The organism is Micromonospora sp. NPDC002411 (genome assembly GCF_053592955.1).
The window spans coordinates 1-5,105 of record NZ_JBSFBM010000421.1; the positions used below are offsets into that span (position 1 = coordinate 1).

General features: G+C 68.8%; 6 protein-coding genes. 3 read left to right on the forward strand and 3 right to left on the reverse strand.

Annotated elements, in window-relative coordinates:
* Positions 1 to 396: 396 nt before the first annotated feature.
* Positions 397 to 651 carry a flavin reductase gene (locus ACWCO3_RS31255; protein ID WP_357929155.1) on the reverse strand — a complete coding sequence of 85 codons (255 nt, stop codon included), beginning with the start codon at positions 649 to 651 and terminating at the stop codon, positions 397 to 399.
* Positions 652 to 929: 278 nt separating this feature from the next.
* On the opposite strand from ACWCO3_RS31255, the gene ACWCO3_RS31260 reads away from it, so the two are divergent.
* Complete coding sequence (locus ACWCO3_RS31260; protein ID WP_357929157.1) at positions 930 to 1,730, forward strand: helix-turn-helix domain-containing protein; 801 nt, start codon at positions 930 to 932, stop codon at positions 1,728 to 1,730.
* Positions 1,724 to 1,906, forward strand: coding sequence for a DUF397 domain-containing protein (locus tag ACWCO3_RS31265; protein WP_357929397.1), 183 nt, complete (start codon positions 1,724 to 1,726; stop codon positions 1,904 to 1,906). Before ACWCO3_RS31260 ends, ACWCO3_RS31265 begins: the two co-directional genes overlap by 7 nt.
* A gap of 102 nt (positions 1,907 to 2,008) precedes the next feature.
* On the opposite strand, the gene ACWCO3_RS31270 is transcribed toward ACWCO3_RS31265, so the two are convergent.
* The gene (locus ACWCO3_RS31270; protein WP_450013477.1) at positions 2,009 to 2,821 is read right to left on the reverse strand and encodes a hypothetical protein; all 813 of its coding nucleotides are present in this window, start codon (positions 2,819 to 2,821) and stop codon (positions 2,009 to 2,011) included.
* A gap of 62 nt (positions 2,822 to 2,883) precedes the next feature.
* Here ACWCO3_RS31270 and ACWCO3_RS31275 point away from each other — a divergent pair, with 62 nt between their 5' ends.
* Positions 2,884 to 3,399, forward strand: coding sequence for a hypothetical protein (locus tag ACWCO3_RS31275; protein ID WP_450013479.1), 516 nt, complete (start codon positions 2,884 to 2,886; stop codon positions 3,397 to 3,399).
* A 59-nt stretch (positions 3,400 to 3,458) separates the two neighbouring features.
* On the opposite strand, the gene ACWCO3_RS31280 is transcribed toward ACWCO3_RS31275, so the two are convergent.
* The coding region (locus ACWCO3_RS31280) for a hypothetical protein (protein WP_450013481.1) at positions 3,459 to 5,105 on the reverse strand (1,647 nt) is incomplete at its 5' end.

Below are 5,105 nucleotides of genomic sequence, written 5' to 3' on the forward strand. Positions count from 1 at the left end.
CCGGAATCCAGCATGCTGGCGTCTCCGGCCTCGACACGAAACCGGGGAGGGGCATCCGTGCCCCGGCGCACGGCGAGACGGTTCCGAGCCGGTGAGCTGCGAAAACTCCGGCGCGGACGCTCTGTAACGGCTACTCTGCCCCACGCGTGAAGTCGCGAAACCTGGCTGTCACAGCGAGCATGCGCACCGCCACCCGCCCTCTGTGCCCCACGCCCCGACGCCGCTTGATCGACTCGGCCGCCCTGGGCCGGCCACACCACGAGGGCATGATCAACTCGACTTCCTGGAAGGCGCGCTATCACCGTGCCAAGGAAGGCCCGCCTTGCAGAAAGCGGAGTCGATCAGACCCGCCTGACGGTTGATCCATTGCTGGGATCGTTCACGGCGGGCCGAGCGTCAGCCCCGGGACCTGGCCCAGGAGAGGAAGCGCTCGGTCATCCGGATCGGCGGATGATCCGGGTGGAGTTGGGTGAGCTGGTTCGTCGCCTCGTGCATCAGAGTGCCCAGATAGATCAGCAGTGCGGTCCGCTCGGTCCGGTACTCCGTCAGCAGAGCGAGCTTGGCCGGTTGGCAGGGCCACTCGATGCCACAGTTCCGGCACCGCCACAGCGGGCGCATGGCAACGTGCGGGACGGGCGGCCGGACCACCATCACCGCCACCGCGCCGAGGGCGCCTTGACTATCGGGGTGAGCACAGTGACCTCCTCGGGGGCAGGGAAGGGGCCGCTCCCGCAAGGGGGAACGGGAGCGACCCCGGGTGCAGGGCCCACCGCCGCCATTCCGGCCACCGGCGGACCCGCCACTGGTGACAGTCTGGTGATGACGCGACTACCGTCGATACGTGCTCGCGCCATCCGTGCAGCTCAGCGGTCCAGGTGAGCACTCATGAGGGACACGCCGAGCCAGACTGAGCGAAGGTTGGGGAACCGATGGGGACTGTCACCGACTACGTGCTGGAGGAGTTGCGTCTGCTCCGGGCGGCAACTGGGCTCAGTCAGGACGACTTCGGCCGGGGCATCGGTTATTCGGGTTCACACGTCAGCTCGGTGGAGACCGGCGGGCGGCCACCCACGAAGGAGTACATGAGGGTTGTCGACACCCACCACCAGACCGGCGGGCGCTTCCTGCGCATGCTGGAGGGGTTGGCCCGGCTCGACGCCGAGCCGGCCTGGTTGCGCGAGTGGATCGAGTTCGAGCGGGAGGCGACGACGCTGCGCTGGTTCGAGTTGGCGTACGTGCCGGGCCTGCTCCAGACCGAGCGGTACGCTCGCGCGACGCTGGCCGGTGGCCGTTTCGACGCCGAGGACGTGGACCGCATCGTCGCCTCCCGGCTGGAGCGCCAGGCGATCCTGCACCGCCCGCGCCCGCCGCAGCTCATCGCCGTGCTGGACGAGGCGGTGCTGCGCCGGCCGGTGCTCGACCAGCCGGGGCTGATGGTCGAGCAGTGCGAACACCTCGCCCAGTTGACGGCGGTGGAGCATATCCAGGTGCACATCGTCCCGACGGATGCTGGGATGTATCTGGGGCTGGCGGGGCAGTTCATCATCGCCGAGATGCCCGACGGTGAGCGGGTGGCTCACGCGGACAACCAGCTGACCGCGCAGTTCGTCGATGCACCGACCGACGTCGCTAAGCTGGCGAAGACGTGGGAGATCGTGCGAAACGAGGCGCTCCCCCGCCGGCAGTCAACCGAGCTGATCAAGGAAGTGGCGAAGTCATGGGCATGCTGACCCCACAGTGGCGCAAGTCGACCCGGTCCGGTGGCAACGGCGGGTCCTGCGTCGAGGTCGCCGACAATCTGCCGACCGTGGTCCTGGTGCGCGACACCAAGGACCGCGACGGCGGCACCCTACGCATCGACCCGGCGGCCTGGAAGGCCTTCGTCGGGTACGCCAAGCAGCACTGACCACAACCGACGAGAAGGCCCCACCCGGAGGGCCTTCTCCTCGCATCCCCCGGGCTCGATCACGCCCTACCGGCCCTGGAGCCGGACAACAGCGGCGGAGTTTCAGCTCGCTACCACCGCTGTTCGCGTTCCCGGCTGGGCGCCGGGGCGGGCGAGCCGGATCGCGGCGCCCGCAAGCACGACCCCGGCGATGGTCAGGGCGAGGATCTGCCAGGTCGGCCCGAACGGGTAGTAGGCGCCGGGGGTGAACGCGCTGTGCACGGTGAAGACCGGGCCGACGTCGCCGTGGTCCCTGAATGCCCGCAGCACGTTGCCGTAGAGGGCTGCCGCTGGCAGGGCGAGCGCGATCAGTGCCCCGACCCAGAGCCCGGCGGAGGTACGCCGCCGTTCGGCCGACGCCTCCACGATCCGGTACGCAAGGGCCGCTGCGATCAGCCATCCGACGAGGAGTCCGAGCACGGTGCCCGTCACGATCAGCGGCAGGAACGATGCTCTGCTCTGTGACCAACCGATGACGTGGACAGAGCCGCGGTCGGCGGTGAGGTAGCCCCGCACCTGGAGTGTCAACCCGCCCGAGCTGGCGCTGAACGTCGAGTTGCGCATCGGGAGGTCGACGCGGGATCTGGTGTCGGGGTTGAACGTGACCGCCCGCCCGTCGATCGGTGCGATGTCGGAGACCGACCACCCGTCAGCCGCGAACCGCTGCCGAGCCTGCTGGGCGTCCCAGGTGCCGCCGACAACGGTGGTCGTCGAGATCGACCCTTCCTGCCACGGCGACGGGATGCGCATCTGGACGGTGTCACCGGTGGATCCGCTGGCCCGCTCGGCCAGGGCGGCGATCGCGGCGTCGTCGGGCAGGTCCGCGAACGTCTGCGAGCCCGCCCAGGACCCGGCGGCCGCACCGAACGCACCCATCGTCACCACCGAACACGCCCCACCCGACTCGCCGCCGGCGGCTCGCCTCCTGGGCGGCCATCGTGACCGTCGCGCTCAGCGGCTGCGGGCCGGCCTCCACCGGCACATCCGCCGGCCAGGGCGCACCCGGTTCGTCGCGATCCGGTGTCGCCTGCATCAGGAACAGCGACGCCGACGCCGACTACTGTGATCGCTTCCTCGCCGACCTCGCCCGACGCACGCCGCTGGACCCCGCTCAGGCCCGGGCCGCCGAGACCGCCAGACAGTCCGTCGCGCGCGCTCTCTCCGGCAACGTCCTCAGTCGCTGCAACGTCGAACACGAACCCTGCGACGCCGTCATGGCCTGGGCCGAGCAACCGGCGACACCGGAACATGTCAGGTCGCTGCTGGCGACGGTCAGCGAGAATCACCCCCAGGTCCGGTTGGCCCGCCCCGACGATCCCGCCGTTGCCGACACCGTTGCCTTCGGCGTCCTCGTCGGACAGGTCTGCGTCTACGGATACCAGCGCCTCCACAAGGATCCGGACCAGGTACACGCCGCCGGCCCGCTACCTCAGGGCACCTGCCTCCGACCCTGACCGCACGGATCACCGCGTTCAGACAGAACGATCCTCGTATCCCGGGGCCACGCCCAACATCACTTCGTGTTGGTGTCGATGGTGTAAACCACGTCTGGCCCGACGTCGTGGCGGGTGATGCCGGGTACGTCGGTGATGTTGAGCAGTGGTTCGTATGGGGTGCCGTGGACCCGGTCGCGGAGCAGGACGACGCTGCGGATGCCGAGCTGGTGCAACCGATCCAAGGCCGGCTGGCTGGGGAAGGTCGTCATGACGTCGCGGATCGCCTGACGGTTGGGTGTGGTGTAGCTGGCCGCACCGTTGACGATGGCGGGAAAACCGTCGGTCGACCACAGTAGGACGTGGAGGTCGATGCCGTCGTTGGACGGCAATACCATGATCGGGGCGTGCGCGGAGGCTAGCGCCATCGCGGCCGGTTTGGCTGGGGTTTGGGGGTGGTCCAGGTTAGGCAGGCCCTCAGCTAGCACGAGGACCAGCAACGGAACGGTCAGTAGCCGTGCCTCTTCCACCGACCATTTGGGCTTGGCACCTCTGCGAGCCACGTCGGCCAGGTGGGTGACCAGGCCGGCAGCGAGGATGGCCAGGCAGAGAGTGGGCCACAAGATCAACCGGCCTGGTGTACGGGATCCATCGAACCCGGGCACGTAAAGATAGAGCAGGCGGTAGATCGGCCCGTTCGTGCCCAGCGCGAGCAGCAATCCGACGACCGTTCCAAGCAGCAGCAGAAGCCGTTGCGTCGGTGACCAGCGGGACAGGAAGAGGCCGGCGAAGGCCAGTAGATACAGTGCGTACCCGCACAGCAGCACCTTCTCAGTCGGTGCGCCACCAAGAGCGATGCGGGCGTCGTTGTGCAGGGTGCCCCAGGGCAGGGAGGACTGCGGCGCCACGAGAAGTCCGCGCAGTGTCGGGGAGAAGTACGCGACGTAGTCCCAGTCCCGGGTGACATATGGGTTGAGCTCGCGGACTTGTTGGTACGCGTATGCGAAGTATCCGGTCACCGCGGTGAAGACCAGCCCGCCGATCAGATCACTGACGATCAGCCGGAGGCCAAGGCGTGGGCGGTGGATCAGCCAGGCTGTCAGTGTGATCAGGCAGAGGGCGGCGAGGACGTATACGAATCCCAGCCCCACGCCGAAGCCCAGGCTGACCTGCCAGGCCGCGACGAGCCAGCCAGCGAACGCCCATCCCGGCCGGACTCGTTCGGGAAGGTAGCCGCGGGTGAACGAGAGTCCGTGGCCGCGCGCCAGCATCGCCAGGGCCAGAGTGATGCCACCGGTGGAGAGAATATTCAAGTGACCGGCGTGGCCGTAGCGCCAGGGCGCGTAGGCGAGGGCGGCCCCGGCCACCGCGGCGGCGACCTTGTTCGCGCCAAGTTGGCGTACGAGCGCGTAGCCGCCGAGGAAGGCGAGCGCGAAGGCCAGCACGAACAGGATGTTGTAGCGCAGCACGGCGGCGACTACGCCGTTGCCTATCAGCCCTGCCGGGGCATAGCCGAGCAGGCTGTCGTTCAGGGCCAGGCCGTACTTGTCGGGATAGAAAGCGTTGGTATCCCACAGGCCACGCAGGCCGTGGGTGAGAGCGTGGCCACCCCATCCCACCAGCCATGCTTGGGCCGTCGCGTACCTGCTGGTGATCACCGCCGCCGCGGACGCCGACGTGCGGGACAAGCGCTCCCCGTGGCGGTCCCGGCCGCTGGTCTGGCTCGG

What these genes read in the sequence shown, in the direction of transcription:
- ACWCO3_RS31255 (WP_357929155.1), bottom strand. Translation starts at nt 651, where the DNA reads ATGGTGGTCCGGCCGCCCGTCCCGCACGTTGCCATGCGCCCGCTGTGG.
- ACWCO3_RS31260 (WP_357929157.1), top strand. Translation starts at nt 930, where the DNA reads ATGGGGACTGTCACCGACTACGTGCTGGAGGAGTTGCGTCTGCTCCGG.
- ACWCO3_RS31265 (WP_357929397.1), top strand. Translation starts at nt 1,724, where the DNA reads ATGCTGACCCCACAGTGGCGCAAGTCGACCCGGTCCGGTGGCAACGGC.
- ACWCO3_RS31270 (WP_450013477.1), bottom strand. Translation starts at nt 2,821, where the DNA reads ATGGGTGCGTTCGGTGCGGCCGCCGGGTCCTGGGCGGGCTCGCAGACG.